General features: G+C 68.3%; 18 protein-coding genes and 1 riboswitch. Of the genes, 13 read left to right on the top strand and 5 right to left on the bottom strand.

Going from position 1 to position 21,745, the window contains the following annotated elements; all coding sequences use genetic code 11:
• The first annotated feature begins 197 nt into the window (after positions 1-197).
• The 3 genes from ACPPVO_RS33545 (at position 198) to ACPPVO_RS33535 (ending at position 2,201) form a co-directional block, all read left to right on the top strand.
• On the top strand, positions 198-1,451 hold the full coding sequence (locus ACPPVO_RS33545) for a hypothetical protein (RefSeq protein ID WP_426502549.1): 1,254 nt from the start codon (positions 198-200) through the stop codon (positions 1,449-1,451).
• An 86-nt stretch (positions 1,452-1,537) separates the two neighbouring features.
• On the top strand, positions 1,538-1,753 hold the full coding sequence (locus ACPPVO_RS33540) for a hypothetical protein (protein WP_426502548.1): 216 nt from the start codon (positions 1,538-1,540) through the stop codon (positions 1,751-1,753).
• 154 nt (positions 1,754-1,907) lie between these two features.
• Positions 1,908-2,201, top strand: coding sequence for a hypothetical protein (locus ACPPVO_RS33535; protein WP_426502547.1), 294 nt, complete (start codon positions 1,908-1,910; stop codon positions 2,199-2,201).
• A 238-nt stretch (positions 2,202-2,439) separates the two neighbouring features.
• Positions 2,440-2,583, bottom strand: a riboswitch (cyclic di-AMP (ydaO/yuaA leader).
• Between the two features lie 335 nt (positions 2,584-2,918).
• On the opposite strand, the gene polX is transcribed toward ACPPVO_RS33535, so the two are convergent.
• The 3 genes from polX to ACPPVO_RS33520 all read right to left on the bottom strand — a co-directional run bounded on the left by polX (position 2,919) and on the right by ACPPVO_RS33520 (position 7,844).
• On the bottom strand, positions 2,919-4,646 hold the full coding sequence (gene polX / locus ACPPVO_RS33530; RefSeq protein WP_426502546.1) for a DNA polymerase/3'-5' exonuclease PolX: 1,728 nt from the start codon (positions 4,644-4,646) through the stop codon (positions 2,919-2,921).
• Positions 4,647-4,749: 103 nt separating this feature from the next.
• Positions 4,750-6,579: a glycoside hydrolase family 15 protein gene (locus ACPPVO_RS33525; RefSeq protein WP_426502545.1), complete on the bottom strand. Its 1,830-nt coding sequence runs from the start codon at positions 6,577-6,579 to the stop codon at positions 4,750-4,752.
• 230 nt (positions 6,580-6,809) lie between these two features.
• On the bottom strand, positions 6,810-7,844 hold the full coding sequence (locus tag ACPPVO_RS33520) for a cellulase family glycosylhydrolase (protein WP_426502544.1): 1,035 nt from the start codon (positions 7,842-7,844) through the stop codon (positions 6,810-6,812).
• 461 nt (positions 7,845-8,305) lie between these two features.
• On the opposite strand from ACPPVO_RS33520, the gene ACPPVO_RS33515 reads away from it, so the two are divergent.
• Positions 8,306-9,283, top strand: coding sequence for a YihY/virulence factor BrkB family protein (locus tag ACPPVO_RS33515; protein WP_426502543.1), 978 nt, complete (start codon positions 8,306-8,308; stop codon positions 9,281-9,283).
• Between the two features lie 144 nt (positions 9,284-9,427).
• Here the strand turns inward: ACPPVO_RS33515 and ACPPVO_RS33510 are convergent, their stop codons facing one another.
• Together ACPPVO_RS33510 and ACPPVO_RS33505 are read right to left on the bottom strand one after the other, a co-directional pair.
• On the bottom strand, positions 9,428-10,087 hold the full coding sequence (locus ACPPVO_RS33510; RefSeq protein WP_426502542.1) for an alpha/beta fold hydrolase: 660 nt from the start codon (positions 10,085-10,087) through the stop codon (positions 9,428-9,430).
• Positions 10,088-10,290: 203 nt separating this feature from the next.
• Positions 10,291-11,124, bottom strand: a complete 834-nt coding sequence (locus tag ACPPVO_RS33505) for an alpha/beta fold hydrolase (protein ID WP_426502541.1) — start codon at positions 11,122-11,124, stop codon at positions 10,291-10,293.
• A 210-nt stretch (positions 11,125-11,334) separates the two neighbouring features.
• On the opposite strand from ACPPVO_RS33505, the gene ACPPVO_RS33500 reads away from it, so the two are divergent.
• The 9 genes from ACPPVO_RS33500 to ACPPVO_RS33460 all read left to right on the top strand — a co-directional run bounded on the left by ACPPVO_RS33500 (position 11,335) and on the right by ACPPVO_RS33460 (position 21,740).
• Positions 11,335-14,202: a BTAD domain-containing putative transcriptional regulator gene (locus ACPPVO_RS33500; protein ID WP_426502540.1), complete on the top strand. Its 2,868-nt coding sequence runs from the start codon at positions 11,335-11,337 to the stop codon at positions 14,200-14,202.
• A gap of 62 nt (positions 14,203-14,264) precedes the next feature.
• Positions 14,265-15,416, top strand: a complete 1,152-nt coding sequence (locus ACPPVO_RS33495; protein ID WP_426502539.1) for a helix-turn-helix transcriptional regulator — start codon at positions 14,265-14,267, stop codon at positions 15,414-15,416.
• 332 nt (positions 15,417-15,748) lie between these two features.
• Positions 15,749-16,798, top strand: coding sequence for a hypothetical protein (locus tag ACPPVO_RS33490; RefSeq protein ID WP_426502538.1), 1,050 nt, complete (start codon positions 15,749-15,751; stop codon positions 16,796-16,798).
• 421 nt (positions 16,799-17,219) lie between these two features.
• Entirely contained in the window at positions 17,220-17,648 is a 429-nt protein-coding gene (locus ACPPVO_RS33485) for an HAD-IA family hydrolase (protein WP_426502537.1), read from the top strand.
• Between the two features lie 775 nt (positions 17,649-18,423).
• Positions 18,424-18,927, top strand: a complete 504-nt coding sequence (locus tag ACPPVO_RS33480; RefSeq protein ID WP_426502536.1) for a hypothetical protein — start codon at positions 18,424-18,426, stop codon at positions 18,925-18,927.
• On the top strand, positions 18,918-19,856 hold the full coding sequence (locus ACPPVO_RS33475) for an alpha/beta hydrolase (RefSeq protein WP_426502535.1): 939 nt from the start codon (positions 18,918-18,920) through the stop codon (positions 19,854-19,856). Before ACPPVO_RS33480 ends, ACPPVO_RS33475 begins: the two co-directional genes overlap by 10 nt.
• Complete coding sequence (locus ACPPVO_RS33470) at positions 19,853-20,140, top strand: hypothetical protein (protein WP_426502534.1); 288 nt, start codon at positions 19,853-19,855, stop codon at positions 20,138-20,140. The genes ACPPVO_RS33475 and ACPPVO_RS33470 overlap by 4 nt, the downstream gene beginning before the upstream one ends.
• 149 nt (positions 20,141-20,289) lie before the next feature.
• Entirely contained in the window at positions 20,290-20,799 is a 510-nt protein-coding gene (locus tag ACPPVO_RS33465) for an SDR family oxidoreductase (RefSeq protein ID WP_426502533.1), read from the top strand.
• Between the two features lie 2 nt (positions 20,800-20,801).
• Positions 20,802-21,740, top strand: a complete 939-nt coding sequence (locus tag ACPPVO_RS33460; RefSeq protein ID WP_426514744.1) for a haloalkane dehalogenase — start codon at positions 20,802-20,804, stop codon at positions 21,738-21,740.
• Positions 21,741-21,745 lie beyond the last annotated feature (5 nt).

Here is a 21,745-nt window from a genome sequence, read left to right as displayed (position 1 = left end):
ATGGGCGTCAGTACGGTAGAGGTTGGGGGTACGACCGTCCGCGGAGGTGTCGGATGGGAGCAGGCGAGGCGCTGCTGGGCCGGGTTCCACCCGACCGCGGACTCCACGAGAGTGAGCGCACGCGGGTCAGCCGGGTGTCGGTTGGCGCGCGCGTGGTCATCCGCCAAGAGCCGCTGGGACCAGGGGCGTCCCGGCGGGTGCAGCACGAGGTCGCGATCCTCGAGCGCCTGCGCGGTGTCTGGGGCGTCGCACAGCTGGCGGATGCGCCGCGGTGTCCGGGGTCGGTCACCATGACCGATGTCGGCGGCACGAGTCTGAATGCGTTGGCGAAGCCCCTTGCAGTTGCAGATCTGGTCGCGCTTGGGGCGGGACTGGCCCGCGCGGTGGCGGGGATGCACCGTCAGGGCGTGCTGCACGGCGACATCACGCCGGCGAACATCCTGATCTGCCGGGACGGCGCGCCGTGCTTGGTCGACTTCGCCGCCGACCAGGCCACGTTCGACTGGTTGAGCCTGCAGTCGCTGCGGATCTGGCTCGAGCACGGTCCCGCTCGTCCCCTGCTCGGCCCGGCCAGTCACACTGCCTTCACCGCCATGGCGACCTACGGCGACTACGCCGCCGGGTGGCAGGTGATACGGCGGGTCCTGGCAGTGGGTGAGGCGCGCGGCTATGAGCCCGAGACCTCACAGGTGCGCTTCCTGTCCTCGCTGGTGGGCTGCTGGTCCGAACCCCTCGAACGCACTGTCGAGGAGGCTCGGCGGGCCCGGGAGGGGCTGATCGCTGGGGGCGAGCTGACCAACGCCCTGCACACGTACTTCGTGATCAGCGGTGCCCTGCTGGACTGCGCACCGCTGGACGCCTGCCTGGCCGAGGTGGAGGCCGGGCTGGCCTTTGCGCAGCAGACGGGCGGCGCGCACATCGGCGAGACGCTCGACAGCTACCGGTGGCTGGCCGGCGTGCTGCGCGGCGACCGCTCCGGCACGGTCGGCGGGGCGCTCCCGGCGGAAAGGTACGCCGACAACCCGCTGGCCGAGCTCCACGCGCATGCGACCCGCGCGCTCGCCGCCGCCGTCTTCGGTGACCCGGCCTGCCTGACCCGGCACGCCACAGCGGCGACGCCGCTGCTGCCAGCCTCCCGCGGTGTCTACACCGCGGCCTTGGTCCACCTGCTGCACGGGCTGGCGCTCGCCGGGCAGGTCCGCGCCGCCGCCGGGGGAGAGCAAGACGGTCTGCTGCGTGAACTGGATGACGAGGTGTGCTGGATCGCCGCCCGTGCCGGGGAAGCGCCCGCCAACTTTCAGCACCTGCTGCGGCTGCTCGAGGGCGAGCGGGCCTGGGCCGTCGGTGACTTCCGCGCCGCCGTCGTCGCCCTTGACGCCGCGCCGCGGGAGAAGCGGTCGTCGCGGGTGGTCCGCGGTGGCGACGATGCGGGCGCGGGAGGTGGTGAGTGACCGGCCCGCGTAGGCCCAGCTGGGCCAGCGCGCCTACGCCCGCCAGCAGCGCCTCATCCTGCGCCGCCTCGCCGGCTGACGGTCTCGTGCGCGACGACAGCGAACGCCCGGCCGCCGACGCACTCCTGGCCGAGGTGGCCCGCCTCGGCGGCGACCCGGAGGTGTTCGCCGACCTGCGGACGGCCCTACCCAGCGGCAGGACGAGGATCACCGCGGTCGCCGCCGACCTGACCAACTGGAAGGATCCCGGCACTCGCAAGGCGGTGGCCCGCATCCGCCGTGTGTTCCCCCAGAACGACTGAGGCGGTTTGGTAAGTGGCCGTCGGTTGCTGGCCGTGTGGCGGCATGGCAACCAGGCCACCGTCACCATCACCGCAATCAACGAGTGGCTCTGACCCGACTTACCCAAATACGCCTTAGCTCGCGCTCGGCGTCGATGACGGAGACGGCGCCGTCGTGCCGGACGGGGCTTGGCCGCCGCTGGGACTGGTCACAGTCGGTGACGGGGATGCCGACGCGGGCGGGGCTGAGGCCGCGGCGGGCGGGGCCGAGGTGCCATTGGGCGCGGCCGGTCCCGTGGCGGGCCCTGTGGTGCGCATCGGCGACGGACCGCGCACCTTCGGTACCTGTGCGGGCTGCTGGATCGGTGAGGGATCGGCCCGGGTGGCGGGCGGCGCCGGCTGCTGGCTCGGCTCGTCGCCGGGCCGCGGGTCCGTGCCGGACGAGGGGTTCTCGACGAGCGCCGTCTGAGCGGTGCCGTGCTGCGGCGCCGCGGCGGCCTGTGCTACGTCATCGGGTCTGCCTGCCCAGGACGACGACACGCACGCCGAGCCGATCGCCGCGGCTGCGAGGACCGCCGCAGCGGCGTACAGGCCGGTACGCCGCCGGTACGCCGAGTGGCGGCCACGCCGGAAGTACTGCAAGTGACGAGGAAGATACTTGCGAGCGGCCGCCGGCTGCTGGTTCGGATTCTCCGCAGAAATCGCAATGCTCCTTCCGAAACCGTCTACCGGGTTAGCTGACGGGTTCGGACGGGAGGGTCGCCCTACCTCGCGACGCGACGCCGCTCGGATTCACCCCAGTGGTACCTGGTTCCCCGGCTCGTGCGAGCACGATTCAACGGGTCCGCCGTGACGTCACCCCGGATTGGCGACGGCCAGCCACAGCGAACGCTACGACCATAGTGGCTGCACATTCGTACGTGACGCCGGTACTCATTGCGGCCGACGAGCAGGCGGCAGCCTTGCAATCAGACTGTGGTCAGCGTCCGCGGCAGCGGCAGCGGCACTGACCAAGTCGCCCGCGTACGGCGTCGGCACAGCCGGTTGATCATCCGACCCCAGTCGCTTCGCCAGCTCGCGCATCATCACAGGCATGCCCTTCAGGTGCAGCGATCGAGGTCGTGAAGGAGGCCCTGCACGTACGACCTCGCTGCTCCTGGGCCCGATCCTGACGGTACCGCTTCGTTCAGGAAGTCGACTTGTCCAGGAAGGCGCGCAGCTTCCGCAGCGGCCACGTATTGATGACCTCGTCCGCGGTGAGCCAGCCGCGCTGGGCGGTGCCGACCCCGTAACGCAGGTTGGCCAGGTGCGTCGTCGCGTGCGCGTCGCTGTTGATGGCGAACCGCACGGCGTGCCGGCGGGCCTGGATGAGGTGCTCCGCCGACAGGTCGAGCCGCTCGGGGGAGGCGTTGAGCTCCAGCGCGGTGCCGGTGCGCGCGGCCGCCTCGTACACCTCCTCGAGGTCGACGTCGACGGGCTGCCGGCGGCCGATGAGCCGGCCGGTGGGGTGACCGATGATGTTGACGTGCGGGTTTTCGCAGGCCCGCACAAGCCGCCGGGTCATTTCCTTCCGCGACTGGTTGAAGTGCGAATGCACCGACGCCACGCACACGTCGAACCCGGCGAGGAAGTCGGCCGGCCAGTCCACCTCGCCGTCCGGGTCGATGTTCAGCTCGGTGCCGTGCAGCAGCTGCAGCTCCGGGCGCTCGGCCGCGAGCGCCCGCAGCTCCTCGCGTTGCGCGAGCATCTTCTCGTCGGACATGCGCTGCATGAACAGGTTCGGCGCGTGGTCGGTGATCGCGAGGTAGGCGTGGCCGAGCCGCGCGGCCGCGCCGACCATCTCGGCGAGCGAGGCCACGCCGTCGGTGAGGTTGGTGTGCGTGTGCAGATCGCCGCGGAGGTCCTTCGTCCGGATCAGGTCCGGTAGTTCACCGCGCAGGGCGGCTTCGATCTCGCCGCGGTCCTCGCGCAGCGGCGGCGGGATCCAGGGCAGGCCGAGCCGGTCGTACACCTCCTCCTCGGTCTGCGACACGATGAGGGTGTTCGTCGGCGCGTCGAACAGCCCGTACTCGGAAAGCTTGAGCTTGTGCCGCACGGCGATCTCGCGGGTGCGGATGTTGTGCGCCTTCGCGCCGGTGAAGTACTGCAACGCGGCGCCCCATGCGCTCGGCGGCACCACCCGCAGGTCGACCTGCAGGCCCCTCGCGGTGCGGATCGACGTCTTCGCCGCGCCATGGGCGATGACCTCGGCGACCAGCGGCAGCTCGACGAACGCGGCCATCAGCGCGTCTGACCGTTCCGCGGCGGCGAGGACGTCGACGTCACCGATCGTCTCGCGCATCCGGCGCAGGGACCCCGCGTACGTACAGCGGACACACCCGTCCACGGCGGACAATGCGGCGACGACGGTCTCCGCGACCTCCATCGCCGCGTTGATCAGCAGCCGGTCACCAGCGTGGTGCAGCAGCTCGATGCCGTGGCGCAGGTTGTCCTCGCTGCGGGCGCCGAATCCCTTGAGCCCCCGGAGCCGGCCCTCGTCGAGCGCCGCCGACAGCTCCTCGACCGAGGAGACGTGAAGCTGCTCGTACAAGGCCATCGCACGCTTCGGCCCCAGGGTGGGAATCTCGATCAGGCGCCGAACACCGGCCGGAATCTTGGCGCGCAGCTCCTCCAGCGCAGCGAACGTCCCACCGTCATGGAAGTACTCGACGATCTTGTCCGCGATCGACGCGCCCACGTTCGGGATGCCCCGTAACGTCTTCACGTCGGCGGCGGAAATGTCTTCCGGGTAACCGGCGACGGAACGCGCAGCCTTCTCGTATACGCGCGCCTTGAACTGTTCCTCACCCGTGATCGAGATGAGGTCGGCGTACTCCTGCAGGAGCGCCGCGACCTCCTCGTTCGTCCGAGCCATACACCCCAGCGTAGGTCTCTCGAGGGTCAGGCGGCGGGGTCAGGCTGCGGGTCAGATGCAACCCTTGTTCGGTGCTCGGCGTCATCGGCGGCCCGGCTCGTTGTCAGCCGAGGGCGCGGTCGAGGTTGAACGCGGCGCTGATGAGCGCGAAGTGCGTGAAGGCCTGCGGGAAGTTGCCCTGTTGTTCACCGGTGCGGCCGATCTGCTCCGCGTACAGGCCAAGGTGGTTGGCGTAGGTGAGCATCTTCTCGAAGGCCAGCCGGGCCTCGTCGAGCCGCCCGGCCCGGGTGAGCGCTTCGACGTACCAGAACGAGCAGATCGAGAAGGTGCCCTCCTCCCCGCGGAGGCCATCCGGGCTGGCGGTGGGGTCGTAGCGGTACACCAGCGAGTCGGACACCAGCTCCGCGGTGAGCGCGTCGAGGGTGGCGAGCCATCGAGGGTCGGTGGGGGCGATGAACTTGGTCAGGGGCATCATCAGGACCGCGGCGTCGAGGACATCGTTGTCCTCCTGCTGGACGAACGCCCGCCGGGTGGGCGACCAGCCGTGACGCATGATGTGGCGGTAGATCGTGTCGCGGGTCCGCCGCCAATGTGCGATGTTCGCAGGCAGACCGCGGTGGTTGGCCATTCGCATGGCCCGTTCGATCGCCACCCAGCACATCAGCCTCGAGTACAGGAAGTTCTTGCGCCCGCCGCGGGTCTCCCAGATGCCTTCGTCGGGCTGGTTCCAGTGGTCGCAGACCCAGTCCACCAGGCGGGAGATCGCCTCCCAGTGGTCGCTGGAGATGGGCTGTCCCCACTTGTCGTAGAGGTAGACCGAGTCGATGAGCGCTCCGTAGATGTCGAGTTGAAGTTGGTCGGCGGCGGCGTTGCCGATGCGTACCGGGGAGGAGCCCTCGTATCCGTCCAGGTGGTCCAGCTCGCGTTCGGGCAGGTCGGTGCGGCCGTCAATGCCGTACATGATCTGCAGTGGCGGCCCGGACTGACTGTCGTCATGCCGGGTGGTGCGATCGGCCAGGAAGGTCATGAAGGCTTCGGCCTCGCCGCTGAAGCCCAGTCGCAGCAAGGCGTAGGCGCAGAAGGCAGCGTCGCGGATCCACACATACCGGTAGTCCCAGTTACGCTCGCCGCCGATCCGCTCGGGCAGGCTGGTCGTCGGCGCGGCCACGATCGCGCCGGTCGGGGCGTAGGTGAGCAACTTGAGCGTCAGCGCGGAGCGGTGGACGGTCTCGCGCCACCGGCCGCGGTAACGGGAGGCGGACAGCCATCGCCGCCAGAACGCCACCGTGGTGGCGAATTCCTGCTCGGCCTCGGCTCGCGGGCATCCGCGCGGCGCGACGTCGTCGCCGACCCGGTCGAGCGCGAACACCGCCGACTCGCCTTCCAGGAGTTTGAACGACGCCGTCGCGTCCAGGGCGTCGTGCTCGACCGGTACGGTGGCGGTCAGGGCGAGTGCAAGGTCGCCGGACTCGAAGAGGGTCTGGCCGGCTTGCCACCGGACGGTGTGCGACTGTCTGGCGTAGTCGAAGCGGGGGGCCACCCTTGCCCGGAACGGGGTCGCGCCGCGCACGCACAAGACGCGCCGGATCAGCCGGTTGCGGCCGACCTCGCCGGAGTCGCCGGTGATCGGCATGAAGTCTTGGACCTCACCCACGCCGTCCTCGGTGAAAAATCGGGTGATCAGCACATTGGTGTCGGGGAAGTAGAACTGCTTGGTCTTCGCCGGCGCATCGGCGGCCAGCTCGAACGACCCGCCCCTGTCGGCGTCGAGGATCGAGGCGAACACGCTCGGGGCGTCGAAGCAGGGACAGCAGTACCAGTCGATGGTACCGTCGGTGCCCACCAGGGCCACAGTGCGCAGGTTGCCGATCAGGCCGTGCTCGGCGATCGGCAGGTAGCCAGAAGCCGCCTCCAGCTGTCGCTTGCCGCTCATGCGTGTTTGCTTCCCGTTCGGGGGTCCGGCTAACGAGGAGAGCGCCATCCCGTTGGCGATCGCCGCTGCCGCGTGATGACCGCCTCGATCGCCTCGATCGGGATCTGCGCCGGGCTGAAAGCGCCCTTCACCTGGTCGTGCACCACGACCGGCCCGAGCTCGTGGAGCTCGACGACGTCGCTCGGTCGATGCCGCGCTGGAAGCCCTCCACGCGGGCACTCGCGCGTGTCCTACGGCCTGTAGACGGTCGCCTCATGGGAGGTCTGCCGGATGCCATTGGGACCGTCGAATACTCGCTGGCCCCACCAGGTGAGCGACTTGGCGTTGAACTGGGCCACCATGTCGAGATTGCTGACGTCTCCGCTGTTGCCGCTCCAGGACCAGGCGAGATAGCCGACGCGGTCCGCCTGCGCCTCGGACATGATCGCGTCCTCGTCGACATCGCCGTCGTGATGCGTGTACGCGAATTCGGTCACCGCGATGGGAAGCTTCGCCTGGATGTACCGGCCGAAGTAGTCGTGGACGTTCGTGGCGCGGAAGAAAGCGCCGTACACATGAATAGAGAAGACGGTGTTCCGATCCGGATCGCCGGCGAAGACGCCGGCGGCGTGGTCCCGCATGGTGAATGACAGGTCCTGACCCCAGTCGGGCGCGTCGACCATGAGGGTGTGATGGATGCCCGCCCGGCGCAGCCGGCGGATCGAGTCGATCGTGTCGCCGGGCCAGGTGCGGAAGTTGTCGAGGACGTAGGGTTCGTTCGCGACGTTGATGATGGCGTACTTCTCCTGGCCGAGCAGCGCCTGGCGAATGCTGATCCAGTAGTCCACCGCCCGCGCTTGCGGAACGGCTTCCTTGCGGTAACCCCACCCTGTGGTGTCGTGTACCACCAGGACGCAGATGAGGTGGTTGCGCCGGCACAGCCCGATCAGGTGCGCGACATCGGCGGCGTCGTCTCGTTTCGCAGTGACTCCGGTGGACACCTCGACACGTACGGTGTTGGCGCCCATCGCCTTGACGTCACTGAGCATCCGGGCCGTTCTTTGCGGATACACGGCATAACTGTGGCCCACACCACGCATGACGAACTCATTGCCATTGGCGTCGTAGAGACGCCCGTCGTTCACGTGGAACCCGGTTCGTAGCAGTGCCCCAGTCGAATGATCCAGTCGCCCCATGAGATCCGAATGGTGCAGTCGCCTCACGAGGATGATCGAGACGACGACGGCGATGAGCATCGTACCCGCGATCATGGCGCGCATTCTCATGACCCCACCTCGGACCGGATCTCGTGGCGCTGACTCCTCATCCTGCTCACCCATGAGGGCCCGACGGGCGGGCGCAGCAAGACACTTCCCCGGCTCTGCCGCGCCAACCCCTCCCGCAGCGATCTCTCCCGCACAAGTGATCTTCGCTCGCCACGTCGGCGGGTGCGGCAGCTACGGCATCGACAACGACATGGACCGCGGCAACGCCGCGATCGTCGGCGTCGAGAACGCCGCGGGAACCAAGGCGACCTGTGCGGCTCGTCCTTCCGGACCGCCCTCCGGGAACGACCTCGATCCTGGATGCCTCACCGGGGTGACCCGCCCGATCCACCCAGGTCGGACGGCGCCGCGCAGTAAGCGGATGGACGCCGTCGTCGGCGGGCGGCCGGGGCGCACCGGAACGCAGCGGGGCCGGGCGGACCGCCGGGCGTGACGCTGGGGCGATGGGGTAGGTGGGCGCCGTGGTCGCGTGGTTGGATCGTTACCAGCGCCGGCACGCCTGGCTGGGATTCCCGCTGGCGGTGGTCTACAAGTTCGTCGACGACCGTGGTCCGTATCTTGCCGCGATGGTGACCTATTACGGCTTCATCTCGCTGTTCCCGCTGACACTGCTGTTCCTCACTGCGCTGGGCTTCTTCCTGGAGGCCAACCCCGGTCTGCACCAGCAACTGGTGCAGACGGCGGTGGGGGATGTGCCGGCCATCGGGCCGGAGTTGCAGCGCAACGTCAGCGGGTTGCGCGGCAGCGGCATGCGTCTGTTCCTGAGCGTCCTCGGCGCACTGTACGGCGGGCTGGGGGCTATGCAGGCCGCGCAGGCCGGGTTCAATCACATCTACGGCATCCCGCGCAACGAACAGCCCAATCCGATCCGGTCCAGGCTGCGCGGCCTCGGGCTGTTGCTGATGCTCGGCAGCGCGGTGCTGCTGTCGGCGGCGGCCACGACGTTCCTGGCCTTCGCCCACGAGCTCACCGGCCGGTCCGGGCCCGGACTGCAGCTCCTCGGCTACCTGTTGACGTTCGTGATCAATGCCGGCCTGTTCACCGCGGCGATGCAGTTGCTGACCGCTCGGACGCTGCGTGTGCGCCAGGTCATCGCCGGTGGGCTGATCGCCGCGACCTTCTGGATGGTGTTGCAGACCGTAGGCGCACGATTCATCGCCGCCCGGCTCAGCCGCGCGAGCGCGCTCTACGGCACGTTCGGACTCGTACTCGCCGCTCTCGCCTGGATCTATCTGCAAGCGCTCGTGCTGATGCTCTGCGCCGAGATCAACATGATCGCGGACCACCGCCTGTGGCCCCGGGCACTGCTCACCCCGTTCACCGACGCCGTCGAACTGACCGATGCCGACCGGCGGATCTACACGACGTTCGCGGCCGCACAGCGATTCAAGGACTTCGAGACGGTGCGGGTCGACTTCGGCCGGCCATCGCAACGATAGGCGTCGGCGCGACCGGCAGAGTGCCGCCGCCCAGCTGGTCGGATTGCGGCGGCCGGCCAGGCAGAAAGACGAGCGGGTGAGGGCGCTCCCCGAGACTCTGAGGCGGTGGTCGCAGAAGCGCCACCACCTCAGAGCGTCGAGGCGTTACGCCGTAGCGCGCGCGGCGGTCTCGATGAGCTGGGTGACCGCTTCCGGGGCGGTGACCAGCGACAGGTGTGCGGCGTTGACCTTGACCACGTGCGCTCGCGCGTGCGCGGCCATGGACAGCTGGGCCGCCGGGGGGATGACCTTGTCCTGCGTGCCGACGAGGTCCCACGATGGGATCGACGCCCAGGCCGGCGCGCCGGATTGCTCGCCCAGCGCGATCAGCGAAGTCGGGCGCTGTGAGGCTGCGAGAACCGATACCTGCGACGAGGACAGCCCGCCACCCAGCGCCGCCGCGAACACCTGTGGAAGCAGGTAGGTGTCATAGATGCCGTCCGGCGCTCCCGGGTATGTCACCAGTTTGAACACCGATGCGGGGTTGCTGCCGGCCGGTGCGAGGACCGAGTCGGCGCTGGTCAGCCCGGCCACCGACTGGTTCGCATCCGGGATGTAGGCGTCCAGATAGACCAGAGCCTTGACGTTGGCGTTGCCGGTGGCGGCGTTGGTGATGACGGCGCCACCGTACGAGTGTCCAACCAGGACAATCGGTCCCGTGACTCCGCTGAGGAAGTCACGCAGGTAGTCGGCGTCGCTGGACAGGCCTCGCAGCGGGTTCGGTGCCACAACGACGGGGTAGCCGTCGTGCTGCAGCCGGCTCACCTCGCCCGACCAACTGGACCCGTCGGCCCAGGCACCGTGTACCAGCACGACGGTCGGCTTCGGCTGGGCGTAGGCAGGAGTGGTCACACGGCTGGTCGAAGCCTGCGCGGTGCCGACCCCGACCAGGCCGAGCGTGAGCGCGGCGGCGGCCGCTCCTATGTAGATGGTCCGCCGACGGAGGGGGAGTTTCACCGTGTTTCCTTTCAGCCTTGGATAAAGTCGAGCAGGGCGGCGTTGACCTGGTCGGCGTGGGTCCACGCGATGGCATGCGGCCCGCCCTCGATGACGAGCAGCCGCATGTCCTTGATGAGTCCGGGCAGCCGCTGGGCGGTCAGCCCGATCGGCAGGATGCGGTCCTGGTCGCCGTGCATCACGAGGACCGGCACATCGATTTTCGGCAGGTCGTTGCGGAAGTCGGTGAGCCAGGTGGGGATGCACGCCACGGCGGCGATCGGAGACCCGGCCACGGCGAGGTTCCAGCTGGCCTGGAACACCTGGTCGCTGACCAGGGCGCCGCCGTAGGTGTCGAGGTTGTAGAAGTTTTCCAGGAACTGCTTGAGCCACACGTACCGGTCCGCCTGTGCGGCTTGGATGAAACCGTCGAACAGCGACTGTGGCGCGCCCTCGGGGTTGTCCGCCGTCCCCAGCAGGAATGGGGGGATCGGCGAGAGCAGGACAGCCTTGGCGACCCGGTCGGTGCCATACCTACCGAGGTAGTGGGTGATGTCACCGGTGCCCATCGAGTGCCCGACGAGAATGGCGCCGCGAACGTCCAGCTGCGTCAGAAGTTCGTTGACGTCGGAGGCGAACGTGTCGTAGTCGTATCCGGTCGCGGGTTGGCTTGAGTTACCCCATCCGCGCCGATCGTAGGCAATGACCCGGTATCCGGCCGCGAGCAGTTGGGGAACTTGTTTCTCCCAGGAGCGGCCGCTGAGTGGGTAGCCGTGGCTGAGCACCACGGGCGTACCGCTGCCGTGGTCTTCGTAGTAGATGTTGACGGGGTTGGCGCCTTCCGCGCCAACCGCTAGGTAGGGCATGCGTACTCCTTCGGTTCAGACCCCGGGGGAGGGGAACCTGGCCGAAGGTACGGACCCTGGGGCGGTCGCCGAATCACTCGTCATGCGTAGTCCTCGTCGTCACCGGCGAAATCGACCCGAACACGCGACATGGGAAATTTCGGAGCGTCCTCGGCGGGGTATCCTGGGCAGGGACGTTGCGCATTCGTCGTTCCTACGTAGGGTGTGTTCGTGAGGGCGCCTGAACACGGGCAATCGGGTGAATCGCGGCCGCACTCCCAGTTCAGGGTGTTCGGCGGATTGCGCGCCGCCCGCGACGGTGCTGAGGTCGACCTCGGTCCGTGGCGCCAGCAGGTCATTCTCGCCATGCTCCTCGTCGCCGCCGGCGGCGTCGTCAGCATCGAGTCCATGGTCGACTGCCTGTGGGGCGAAAACCCGCCCGCGAGTGCTGTAAACCAGATTCAGAGGCATGTCGGCCAACTCCGGCGGATTCTCGAGCCTGACCTACCGGCCCGCTCCAATGGGCGATATCTGTTGCCCGCGGGCACCGGGTACCGGTTCCTGATCCCGACTGAGGACTGCGACCTGGCCATGTTCCGTGAGCTGGTACGCCGGGCCCGCGCAGACGTGGCGAGTGGGAACACGACAGCCGGCGTGCGGGCGTATCTCACGGCTTTCGAGCTCGGGCGAAGTCCGGCGTTCGCCGGTCTTCCCGTTCAGACCCTGAATACGGCCGGGTTCGTGGCGGTCGAACGGGAGCGGATCGCAGTGGCGGTCGCGGCGACCGATGCCGCGATCTTGAGTGGCATGGCCGACAGAGCACTGACACCATTGTTGATCATGGCCGAAGCGGCTCCATTGGATGAGGCGCTACAGGCCAGCCTGATGCGCGCCTATCTGGCTACCGGCAACCGGGCCGAAGCCCAGCGGGTCTTCGAGCAGACGCGTCGACGGCTTGTCGAAGAACTCGGCGTGGAACCGGGACCGCGGTTGCGCGACGCATACCGCGAACTGCTCGCGACTGGCTGGACACCAGAGGATGAACAGGCACCGGCAAAGGTCCTTCGCCCCGCCCAGCTACCCCCACCTGTCGCCGGCTTCGTACGACGCAACGATGTGGCCGCCATGCTCGATGAACGGTTGGCCGACACGTTCGGCGAGACGACGGTTGTCATCACCGCGTTGGGCGGCATGGGCGGTATCGGCAAGACCGCCCTCGCTGTCCACTGGGCGCACGAGATCGCCGACAAGTTTCCCGACGGCCAGCTCTACCTGAATCTGCGCGGCTTCGATCCGACCGGGCGGGTGATGTCGTCGGACGACGCGCTGTCCACTTTGCTCGCTTCGCTCGGTGAACAGGACACACCCGAGCAGAGCCTGGATGTGCGGGCTGCCCGCTACCGCACAGTCCTGGCCGGCCGTCGTATGTTGATTCTGTTGGACAACGCCCGCGACGCGGAGCAGGTCCGTCCGTTGCTGCCCGCTACCCGTGGAAGCCTGGTCATCGTCACGAGTCGCAACAGCCTGGTCAGTCTCGTCGCTCGCGAAGGTGCCCGGTACGTACAGCTCGACCGGCTCAACGAAGCGGAGTCGCACGAGTTCCTGTCCAACCGGCTGGAACGGGCACGCACGGACGCCGAAGCCGACGCGGTGCGTGACATCGTGACGGCATGCGCAGGCCTGCCGTTGGCACTGGCGATCGTGGCCGCCCGGGCCGCCCTCAATCCTCGGTTGCCGTTGCGCGTCATCGCGACCCAGCTGGCCACGCCTTCCGGTGCCCTCGACACGCTGTCCACTGTAGAACGGGGCGATGACCTGCGGACCGTGTTCTCGTGGTCGTACCACAATCTCGAACCAGACGCCGCCTATGTCTTTCGTGTCCTGGCCGCACACCCCGGGCCGGAGATCTCACTCGAGTCGGTGGCGAGCGCGGCGGGAATCGACCGGACGAACACCCGGCTCCGGCTGGACGCGCTGGTAGCTGCGAACCTGCTCGTGGAGTCGCGGCCTGGGCGGTTCTCTCTGCACGACTTCCTGCGGGCGTACGGCGGTGAACTGCTGAACCGGGCAGGCGAGCGCGAGGCGGTCGAGCGCCGGCTCGTCGTGCACTATCTGCACTCCGTCCACGAATGTTACGCCAGATACTGGCGACAGCCGGTCACGGTCCTCCCGGCCCCTGGACCGAACGTATGGGCCGAGACGTGCCAAAGCCTGCAAGAGGCTCTCGACTGGTACACGCGCGAACAACCGGCGGTCTGGCCCGTCGCCGAGGTGGCCCTGCGGCACGGCATGGTGCGGGAGGCAGCCCTCCTCGTCCTGGGTGTGGTACCGGGACTGGACCGGCCACCTCACGCGCCCGAAACGAATGTGATGATCGCGCAGCGCATCCTGGATGCCGCCCCAGGCATCGTCGAGCCCGTCGTCGAGGCGGAGCTCGAACGCTGCGTCGCGATGTTGTCACCTGTCCCGGACGCCGTCATGCACATGCAACGAGCACTGTCCATCTTCGCGAGGATAGGCGATCTCGCCGGGCAGTCGAATGTCTCGCGCAACCTTGCCATGCGAAACATGGTGCAGGGCGACGCGGCGTGCCTGGCTCACGCCGAACGGGCGGTGGAACTGGCCCGGCAGGCCGGGCGACGCGATCTTCTGGCGTCGGGGCTGCTGACGCTCAGCGAGATCCATCTGAAGTTCGAGCGCACCGAGCTCGGTCGACGGGCCGGGGAGGAAGGCTTGGCGATCGTCCGGGCGGACAGGCTCGACCATCTCAACATCTACTACGCGCGGTACGTCGCCGAGGCGTCGTGGAAGCTCGGCCGGCTCGACCAGGCGATTGAGGTGGCCGATTGGGGGCTCGCGGAGGCAGTCAGTGAATCAAACGGTCCCTTGTGCGCCACTGCCGCGATTCTCGCGAGGGCGGCCTTCGATCGCGGTGACATGGTCCGCGCCGAGCAGGCGTCCCAGCGGTTCGAGGCTCTCATCGCCGGTGACGGCTTCCACGAACTGGTCGAAATGTCCAGCGCGGAGGAGGCGGTGGGCTACCGGGACATGGTGGCGTACGTGCGGGCGCGGTTGAACCTTCTGGAAACACCACCCTGATCCGCGGTCGCCTGCACTGATTCTGCACTGCGTCCACACAGCGGTGCGATGCCATCTGCACCATGCGTGCAGATCGTTCGCCCCGGATTCTCGCTGAACTGTCGTTCGTGGCGGCGACGCGCGGGAGTCTGGCCGATGCGGAGGCATATGCCCGGCGCAGTGAGCGCGCCGCCAGGTCGGCCGGGTGGTCACAGGCGGAGCTTGACTCCATCGCGTGTACCCCGCTGCTCGCCTGGCGCGGTGAGGATGCGCGAACCATGCACGCGGCCCGGCGTCAGCGCGCCGCGGCCGCGGCGCTCGACGACGAGCCCGCCAACCGCGCCGCCGCGCACGGACTGATGGTGATGCACCTCGGACGATCGCGCTACCCGGAGGCGTTCGCGGTCGCGCGCAGTGCGTGGGAACTTCACCCGGGTACAACGGGCAAAGCGCCTCTGGTTGTCATGATCGAGGCCGGCGTGCGCTGCGGTCGGCGCGCGACAGCGAAGGAAGCGCTCGCCCGGCTGAGAGAATGGGTCGGGCGCTGCACGACACCGCTTGCTTCGGCGCTGTCGGTTCGGTGCGCGGCAGTGCTCGCGGACGACGCTCGTGCGGCGGAGGCCCTGTACCACCAAGCGCTTCGGCTCATCGATGAAACCGAGACGCTGACACATCGGGCGTACACCCGGCTCGTCTTCGGTGAGTGGCTGCGCCGTCAACGCCGGCGGGCGGAAGCGCGAGCGTACCTGGCCGACGCCGTAGAGATGTTCACCGCCATCGGTGCTCCGGCGTACGGACAGCGGGCCGCGGCCGAACTCGCCTTGACGACGCGGCCGATCGACGAGGCCGGCAACAGCTTGCAACTGACCCCGCAACAGCGTCAGGTCGCCGAGCTCATCGTGCGGGGCGCCACCAACCGCGAAGTCGCCACGCGTCTGTTCATCAGCGCGCACACAGTCAACCACCACCTGCGCGGAATCTTCCGCACGGTGGGCGTCACCTCCCGGCGCGAGCTTCGGACAGCTCTCGCGCCCCCTGCCGGCACCGGCCAATCAGGACAGTTCGCGGGACTGACCGGTCAGGAGCAGGCGGTCGCGTGCCGGGTTGCTGCCGGTGCGTCGAACCGGGAGGTCGCCGCCGAGCTCTTCCTCAGCCCGAGCACAGTGGACTATCACCTCCGCAAGGTCTTCCGCAAGCTCGGCATCTCCTCGCGCCACGAACTGGCACGGTGGTAGCGAACGAGGTGTGAGTCTTCCGTTGTCCGTCGGGCTGGTCAGGTCGGCGACCGAGCCGTGCCCGAGCAGCTACGCGCGGAACGCGGGCGGAGCGTCCAGATCCTGCGTGGCGCCTCTCGGTGACACGGCTAACTGCCAGGTGGATCGCGAAGCATTCAAGAGCCGGTTTGCCCGCCGTCGAGAGTGCGCCGGCGCGGCGGCCGCAGCCGCGGCCGTCACCTCGGCATCAAGCGCTTATACCTCCCCGAGCGGGGCAGGTCTCACATTTACCGGTGAGCGGCCGAGCCCAGCATGGACCCGGCCACAAGGTGAGTCTCTCTTGAAGGTAGGCCGTGGCCGTGCGGGCTTTCTGGGATGCGCTGGTAGCCAACCTCGATCGTTTGACGTTGGCCGGGTGGATTCAGATCATCTCAGCCATAGGTGCGGTCGCCGCGGCGATTGCCGGCGCCTCGGCCGCTCGCTCGGGGCGCGGTGCGGCCCGAACCGCTGCCAAGCAGTTGCCGGAGATGCAGAAACAGGTCGAGATCAACGCGGCTCAGGCGAAAGCCGCCGACGAACAGCTCGTCCTCACTCAAGAAATGCTGAAAGCCGCCACGGCGGCGGTCCGGGAAGCGGCACGCGCCAGGACGGACGAGCGGGCTCCCCTCGTCGTCGCGCTGTTTGAGGCGCCGCAATGGCCCCCACTGATCGATGCGACGCGTGATCGGATGCCCAACGGAAACGAATTGCGACTGCTTGACCATCGTTCTGTGGCGCAGGCCGAAACGGCCTCACCAGCGCGGCTCTTCACACGAAATGGGGAGCGCAACGGGTTCATGTGGTTTCAGACCCGGGGCGTACTGATCAACGAAGGCGCGACCACCGCACGGGTGCGACTCGGTGACGAGGCCCAGTTCGTGGAGGAGACCACCGCGAGGAGAGAGCGCCTCTTGCGACCGGGAGAGGTGGCCCTGTTCGAATGGGGCGCGGGTCACACGATTGCGGAGTGGGCGGACGCCCGCGAGAAACCCGACCCGCCCAACCCGCTTGGCGCCTGCTTCTTGACGATCACCGTGTTCGACTCGTTCGAACACGGCATCTTCGACCACATTCACGTCGCGATGAGCGGCCGGCCGATCGTCTCGGTGGACGACTCTTTCGACGAAGTGAGGCTCGCTTCCCGGGAGTCCGAGGCGGAAATGGGAGTCACGGTCTTCCCCACCCGGCGCACGTACCGGTCCGACGGTCCGCGGAGGGACCCTCTCCCATGGGACGACACGTACGCGGCATGGTGGAGGGAAACGGCATGGTGGAAGGAAAAGGGACGGCGCACCACGGAGCCTGCGAAGGATGCGGTCCCGGGCGCGGCCATCTCGATGTCTCGGCTGCCCGACGACCGGTAGCCGTGGACGCTGAGGCTTCGCCGTGCCGATTGCGGGCAGCGTCCGGGGCCGGTGTGAACAGCAGTGTTGTTGGCTGGCGGCGGGTCGTCTGGACCAGGTTCTACGGCTCGCGAGCACACCCTGCAGCCCGCTGTACCGCACCCATATCAGTCCCGACCGTGCGTTCACCGCCCTCGTGCGCACCATCCCAGGTTCAGCGGCGACTCGACGAGTATTCGGCAGCCGCGCTCCTCCCACGACGTGATCAACACCAACCATGCCCGGACTCTGGCGGACCGTTCCGGCCGCCCACGGACTGGGTGGGGATCACGGACGAGCACCCACCCGCATGACCGTCGACACAAAAAGGCCCCCACCCAGGGTGAATCCCAGGTCAGGGGCCTTCAGATGAGTACGCCGAGCGCTGATCAAAGAGGAACCAGTGCCGGCTGGACGTCGCGTCGCTGCCGAGGCGATAGCTGCGCGGACCTTGGGTCTTCTGTGCGCGGTGGCCAGCAGCTCGCCCCGTGCTTGGGTGCGCGAGCACCTGTCCCGAGTCGGTGTCTTCGACACGTTCGGCGTCATCGCCACCGGCGATGAGGTGCCGGCGCACAAACCGGATCCGGCGGTCTACCACCACGCACTCGATCGACTCGGCATCACCGGTTCTCGTGCTGTGGCCGTCGAGGACACGCCGCATTGTGTGACTGCGGCCAGGCGTGCCGAGACGGCCACCGTGGCGATCCCCAACCCTTTCGTAGACGTCCGACAGTTCGACAGCGCGGACATCGTTCTCACAAGCGCGGCCGACCTACCGCTGGCCGAGGTCATCGCTCGTTTGCCGAGCCACGCAGCGGACCGACATGCGTGACGCTGACACCGCACGAGAACTTCGGTCAGACGAGTGCGCCCCGGTCAGGGCAGGCCCGCAAGGCATTCAGAAGGCCGTGTGAGAACGCGATGGCGTGCCCGATGCCGTGCCGGCTAGGCATGTCGGGGTGCCCGGGGGCGCGCCCGGCGGAAGCCGAACACGGGATCAGCCACGAACACGCCGCCGGCGATCATTACCACGCCATGTCGCCGATCAGCAGCGGTCCTGCGGTTGACGAGGACGAACGGCTGGGCCAAGCATGTGCCTTTCTCGCGATCGGCCGCGACGGGTATGGCTGATCGATGTGCGGCCGGCCGAGTCGGATCATTGCCGAAGATCGGACGCGGTTTGCCGCTGCCGCGGAGGTGGCCTTGGTGCTGCGATGGCGGTTCGCGGGTGGTGACCGGGTGGCGGCCGGGGTGATCGGCACGACCGACGCCTTCTCGGCGCAGCGGCGCCCACTCGGTGACCCGTTGGGGTTTGCAGCCGCAACTGCTCGCGCTGGCGCAGCACGGACCGCTGCGGTTCAACGACGTGGTCGGCGGCACCCCGGCTCCGGTGGCGGCCCGGGGCGCATGGCCTGCACCTGATTCTGACAAAGCGTAATCGTACGCCAGGCCGCTGTACGGGCGGACCGAACCTCGGCCAGGTCGACCTAGGGTGCGCCTAAACCGCCACTAGCGCTCGGTATCGCCAAGTGCTTGCGATCACAGATAATACGGAAACCGTATGCTATGCTCCCAGTATCAGGTGCCGCCGACGTAGAGGGACCGCCGTGAACTCAACCGAGTCGCACTACAAGATGCTCGTCGCGATGGTCGGGCCGGCAGGTATCGGGCTCGGCGCCGTGATCATGTTCTTGATCGGCAACTCGATATCCGGAGTCACCTCAGCCCCGGAAATGCTCCCCGCCGGGTTCGGGACGCCCGGGCAACTGTTCCCGGCTGACGCCGGCGGAACGCTGCTGCGCTCGACGTCGAGTTTCGACGGAGCCGCCGCCAGCCGCTCCATCCTCGTCCTCATCACGTGGATGACCGCCGGGCTGCTGCCGACAGCGCTCGGACGGCGCATCCGGCCGGCCAGCCGCCGGGCACTCGCCGGGCAGGACTTTGGTCCAACCTCTCAGCCGCCCATCACCGGTCGGCGCGGCGCTCAGAACATTCGGATATCAGTCCAGCGCGGCACCCGCCGAACAGCGGGCAGCCGACGGCGCGCGGCGCGCGTAGAACACATCGTTGGCATGTCCGACTCAGAGAATCGGAGTTTGTCATGTTCGTGAAACGCGAGAAGGTCAGATTCGTCAGCGGCGATACCGAGTGCGCAGCCTGGCACTATCCGGGAACGAACGGCGGCTGCGTGATCATGACCGGCGGGTTCGCGGTGACCAAAGAGCCGGGCACCGACATGTTCGCCAAGCGGTTCCACCAGGCCGGGTTCGCCGTCCTGGCCTTCGACCATCGACATTTCGGCGAGAGTGGTGGTGAACCTCGCCAAGTCGCGCGCGTCGGGGAGCAGCTGGCGGACTGGCGGGCCGCGATCGAGTTCGCTGCGACCCTGCCCGGAGTCGACCCGGCCAAGCTCGCCGCCTGGGCATTCTCGCTGCCAGGTGGCTATGTCTTCCCCATCGCAGCGCAGAACCCGCAGCTTGCGGCGGCTATCGCGCAGACGCCGAACGTCGATGGTCCGGCTGCCTCACGCAACGCGGTCCGCCACCAGGAGCCACTCGCCATGCTGCGCTTCATGGGCAGGGGCATCCTCGATGCACTCGGCAGTCTCGTCGGGCGCCCTCCTGTGCTGGTTCCGCTCGTCGGGGAGCCGGGCACTGTCGCGCTCCTCACTACGCCGGACTCACGCGATGGCAACCAAGCGCTCAACCCGGACAACAAGTACCTGGACTGGCAGCAGAACGTCGCAGCCCGCTCCGCGCTCCGCGTCACCTTCTACCGGCCCGGCCGCTACGCATCCCGAGCGCGGTGCCCACTGCTGGCCGTCGTCTGCGACCAGGATCAGTCGGCGCCTGCCGGGCCCGCCGTCCGGGCGGCACGACGGGCGCCCGGCGCCGAGCTGGTTACTCTGCCCGGCGGCCACTACGCACCATTCATGGATGCACATGAGCAGGCCGTGGAGGCCGAGCTGTCCTTCCTACGCCGGCACCTGCTTGATCAGTCGGCGGTCCGCCCACCAACCGCGCTGCACCGATCAGCATGAAGGAGATCGAGCTCTCCGCCGGGACGATCGAGTACGGGACACGGACGGCGACGGCCCACGATTGTGTTGTTGCACGGCCTTTACGCCATGCCCCCGCTCCGGGGGTGGCCATCGCCGCTTTTCTCATGAACGCCTCGCTATGGGACGGCCCGATCGCCGAGCTGTCCGATGATCACCGCTGCGTGGCACCGACGCTCCCCTTCGGCGCGCATCGTCGCGCGATGCACGCCAGCACGGCCGGCGCCTCGCCGGCCTCCTCCCGCAGGTCCAACTGGTCGAGATAGACGACAACTACACACTCACCCCCTGACCAGCCAGCAGAACTCGCGCAGGGCATCCGGGAATTTACCCCCCGATGCCGAGTAGTCGACGAGCCTTTAGGGATGCACGCACGCTCTCCGTAATTTACGAAACCCAGAGAACTGGAGTTGTCATGATCGTGGTCACCGGAGCGACCGGCGCAGTCGGCCGCCCGCTCGTCGCGTTACTCGAGGACCAAGGCGTCACCGTCAGAGCCGTGACTCGGTCCGCCGAAGCCGGAACGCCGACAGCCGGCGTCGAGCCCGTCACCGCCGACCTGAGCCGGCCCGAGAGTCTCTTGCCAGCACTGGAGGGGGCCAGTGCCCTGTTCGTGCACCCGCGCGCCGTCGGGGAGAACGCCGGCAAGCTGCTGGCACTCGCCGCCGAGCTGGGTGTACGGCGTGTCATCGCGCTGTCGGCGACCAACGTCGACGACGACCCGGCGTACCAGCTGTCGCGGTCGTATGGCGACCGCAACAAGGAAGTCGAAGACGCGGTCGCCGGCCGTGGACTGCCGTGGGCCGCAGTGCGGGCCAACACGTCCGCCATCAACGAGGTGGAGCAGATCCTCGGCCGTCCGGCCCGCACCTTCGCCGAATGGGTCACCGACCACGCACACGCCTTCCGGGCGGTGGCCTCATGACCATCGACAGCCTCCGCACTCCGGACGCCCGCTTCGACGGACTGCCCGACTACCCGTTCGAATCGCACTACGTCGCGATAGACGCCGGCGACGACGCCGGCAGCCAGCTGCGGGTGCACTATATCGACGAGCGACCTGGTCCAGCCGATGCATCCGGCGAAACTGTGCTGCTGTTGCACGGTGAGCCAACCTGGAGTTATCTCTACCGGCACATCATCCCGCCGCTGGTCGCGGCCGGACATCGCTGTGTCGCCCCCGACCTGGTCGGCTTCGGCAAATCCGACAAGCCCACCGATCGGTTCGCCTACACCTACCAGGCCCACGTCGACTGGCTCCGCGAGACGGTCATCGATCGCCTCGACCTGCGCGATGTCACGATGGTCGGTCACGACTGGGGCGGCCTGCTGGGCTTGCGCCTGCTGGCCGAACACCCGGATCGGTTCCGGCGCGTCGTGGCGGCGAGCACCTCGCTTCCCACCGGAGACCGGGAACCCAGCGGTCCACTCTCGATCTGGCTGCAGCTCAGCCAGCGGGCCAACCCGTTCGAGGCGGGCGCGGTCGTGGACCGTGGCACCGTCACCCAGCTCGACCCCGCGGTCCGGGCGGCGTACAACGCGCCGTTCCCCGACGAGCGCTACCTGCAGGGCGCCCGGCAGTTCCCGCTGCTCATCCCGCTCACCCCGTACGACGATGCAACCGTACCGAATCGCGAGGCCTGGTCGGTCCTACGGACCCTGTCCATCCCCTTCCTGTACGTACACGCCGACAGCGACTGGGGCGTCGGCGAGGGGAGGACGACGTTGCGCGACGGCGTCCCGGGTGCACAGGAGATCGTCATCGACGACGCCGGCCACTTCCTCCAGGAGGACCGCGGGCCATGGCTGGCCACCGTGATCGGCGACTTTATCCACTCCACGTCCGCCGCCGAGAAGGCTACGTGACCGTC

Origin of the sequence: Dactylosporangium sp. McL0621, from assembly GCF_049995355.1 — a bacterium.
Classification (GTDB): Bacteria; Actinomycetota; Actinomycetes; order Mycobacteriales; family Micromonosporaceae; genus Dactylosporangium.
This window is presented reverse-complemented; position numbering and strand designations above follow the sequence as displayed.

What these genes read in the sequence shown, in the direction of transcription:
- polX (WP_426502546.1), bottom strand. Translation starts at nt 4,646, where the DNA reads ATGGCTCGGACGAACGAGGAGGTCGCGGCGCTCCTGCAGGAGTACGCC.
- ACPPVO_RS33525 (WP_426502545.1), bottom strand. Translation starts at nt 6,579, where the DNA reads ATGAGCGGCAAGCGACAGCTGGAGGCGGCTTCTGGCTACCTGCCGATC.
- ACPPVO_RS33520 (WP_426502544.1), bottom strand. Translation starts at nt 7,844, where the DNA reads ATGAGAATGCGCGCCATGATCGCGGGTACGATGCTCATCGCCGTCGTC.
- ACPPVO_RS33505 (WP_426502541.1), bottom strand. Translation starts at nt 11,124, where the DNA reads ATGCCCTACCTAGCGGTTGGCGCGGAAGGCGCCAACCCCGTCAACATC.
- ACPPVO_RS33495 (WP_426502539.1), top strand. Translation starts at nt 14,265, where the DNA reads ATGCGTGCAGATCGTTCGCCCCGGATTCTCGCTGAACTGTCGTTCGTG.
- ACPPVO_RS33475 (WP_426502535.1), top strand. Translation starts at nt 18,918, where the DNA reads ATGTTCGTGAAACGCGAGAAGGTCAGATTCGTCAGCGGCGATACCGAG.
- ACPPVO_RS33470 (WP_426502534.1), top strand. Translation starts at nt 19,853, where the DNA reads ATGAAGGAGATCGAGCTCTCCGCCGGGACGATCGAGTACGGGACACGG.
- ACPPVO_RS33465 (WP_426502533.1), top strand. Translation starts at nt 20,290, where the DNA reads ATGATCGTGGTCACCGGAGCGACCGGCGCAGTCGGCCGCCCGCTCGTC.